General features: G+C 65.8%; 2 protein-coding genes. One reads left to right on the top strand and one right to left on the bottom strand.

The genetic code is table 11. The features are described 5' to 3' along the window. Positions 1 to 1,542: NAD(P)/FAD-dependent oxidoreductase (locus tag EN781_RS30960; RefSeq protein ID WP_145965729.1), on the bottom strand; the 1,542-nt coding region annotated here is incomplete at its 3' end. A 119-nt stretch (positions 1,543 to 1,661) separates the two neighbouring features. Here EN781_RS30960 and EN781_RS30965 point away from each other — a divergent pair. Next, the coding region (locus EN781_RS30965) for a cyclase family protein (RefSeq protein WP_145965730.1) at positions 1,662 to 2,280 on the top strand (619 nt) is incomplete at its 3' end.

Raw genomic sequence — 2,280 nt, forward strand, 5'->3', positions numbered from 1 at the left:
GCCCGAGGCGGCGCCGGTGCCGGCGCCGGGCCATGTCGCGGCGCCGGTGAGGTAGAAGTTTGAGACCGGCGTGTTCCAGCCGGCGTAGCCACGGGCCGGGCGGAAAAGAAAATTCTGCGCCAGATGATGGCTGCCGCAGATCTGGTCGCCGCCGACGAGGTTCGGGTTCTCGCGCTCGAGATCGAGCGGCGAGAAGACGGCGCGGCCGAGGATTTTTTGGCGCAGGCCCGGCGCGTAACTCTCGATGATCTCGAGCACGCGCTCGGCATAGGCGTCCTTAATCGCGTCCCACGGACCAGGCTCGATCCTGCCGGCCGCGTCGCCGAGGACTTCGGCCGGCAGCATGCGCACCTGCACCCACAGCACATGCTTGCCTGCGGGCGCGCGGGAGGGATCGACGGCCGTCGGCTGGCCGATGACCAGCACTGGCTCGTCCGGCAAAATGCCCGCTGTCGCCTGCTGGTAGGTGCGCGACATGGCGTCGAGCGAGGGCGAAAGATGCACATAGGCGAACTGACGCAGCTCGGCCCCGGCGCTCCAGTCGGGCAGGTCGTCCAGCGCCAGGTGGATCATCATCGTGCCTGGCGCGTAACGGAATTTCTTCATCGCCGCGTCGAAGCCGGCATCGCCCGAACCGTCGGGCAGAAGCTTGCCCGGCAGCGCCTTCGGCGCGACGCCAGCGATGACCGCCTTGCTGGCGACATGGAAATCCCCGGACGCGAGCCGCACGCCGGTCGCCCGGCCGCCGGCGACCGTGATCTCGGCAACCTCGGCGCCGGTTGCGATCTTGCCGCCAGCCGCCGTCACCATGCCGGCAAGCGCGCGGATCATGGTGTCGGCGCCGCCCTTGCCTAGCACCATGCCGAAACTCTGGTTGGCCATCGATTCCAGATAGGGGAACACGGCGCCGCCGGCGATGTCCGGCGCGAAGTCGAGATGCATGCCCCAGGCGGCGAGCGTCGCGCGCACATGCGGCGTCTCGAAGTTTTCTTCCAGCCACGCGCGGGGCGAGGAGAGCAGCAGTCGGCCGGTGTCGAGCGCGCCGGCAACGCCCTTCTTGCGCCAGAGCTTCCAGGCCGTGCCGGCCAGCGCACGGGTGCTCATCGGCGAGCCCAGCAGCCGGAACAGATGCTCGGCTTCGCCCGGAAAGGCGGCGACAAGACGCCGCCAAGTATCGGCGTCCGCTGCGGAGAAGGCGGCCAGCCGCGCGGCGGTCTTCTCCAGGTCGTTGCTGACGCCGAACCATTTGCCGTCCGGGAAGGCGCTGGCGAAACAGTCCGCCACCGGCGCGAATTCCAGCCCCTGGTTTTTCAATTCATTTGCATATTTCCGGTGGAAGGCTGAGCCGGCGAACAGGCTCAGATTCATCGCGCCGAAATCGTGGCGGAAGCCGGGTAAGGTGAATTCGCGGGTTTGCACCGCGCCGCCGATTGCTGCACTGCGTTCAAAAACGGCTGTTTTCCAGCCTTTGCGCGCCAGATGCGCGGCGCATGCCAGACTGTTGTGGCCCGCCCCGACAAAGATGGCGTCGAACTCGCTCACGCCTCGCCCCAAAATGCTTTATGCTTAAAGATAATTGCAGATGCATATGTTTTCGTCTAGTAGGATATTAAGGGCCGCAACGAGCCTCGATCTTCATCGACAAAGAGGGAACTGAGACCATGGACACGCAAAAACTCCTCGGCGAGGTCGCCGGCCAGCTGCTTTCGGGCGCCATCCGCGTGGTCGACCTGTCGGCGCCGCTCGGGCCGAACACGCCGCTGATCAAGCTGCCGCCGGAGCTCGCCGTCGACACGCCGAAGGTCGAGATCCACGCCATCTCCAAATATGACAAGAACGGGCCGTGGTGGGCCTGGAACTGGCTGAAGCTCGGCGAGCATTCGGGCACGCATTTCGATGCGCCGCAGCACTGGATCACCGGCAAGGACTATCCGGACGGCGCCACCGACACCATTCCGGCGCAGAATTTCGTCGGCCCGGTCAATGTCATCGACTGCTCGAAGGAATCGGCCGCCGACCACGATTTCCTGCTCACCGTCGACCACATCAAGGCCTGGGAAGCCAAGCATGGCGCCATCAATGCCGGCGAGTGGGTGGTGATGCGCACCGACTGGTACAAGCGCAACGGCTCGGAAGCCGCTTTCCTCAACGCCAACGAAACCGGCCCGCATACGCCCGGCCCGACGGCGGAAGCCATCCAGTTCCTGATCAGCAAGGACATCAAGGGCTGGGGCTCGGAGACCATCGGCACCGATGCCGGCAAGGCCGGCGGCATGGAGC

Source organism: Mesorhizobium sp. M4A.F.Ca.ET.090.04.2.1, from assembly GCF_003999085.1.
GTDB lineage: Bacteria > Pseudomonadota > Alphaproteobacteria > Rhizobiales > Rhizobiaceae > Mesorhizobium.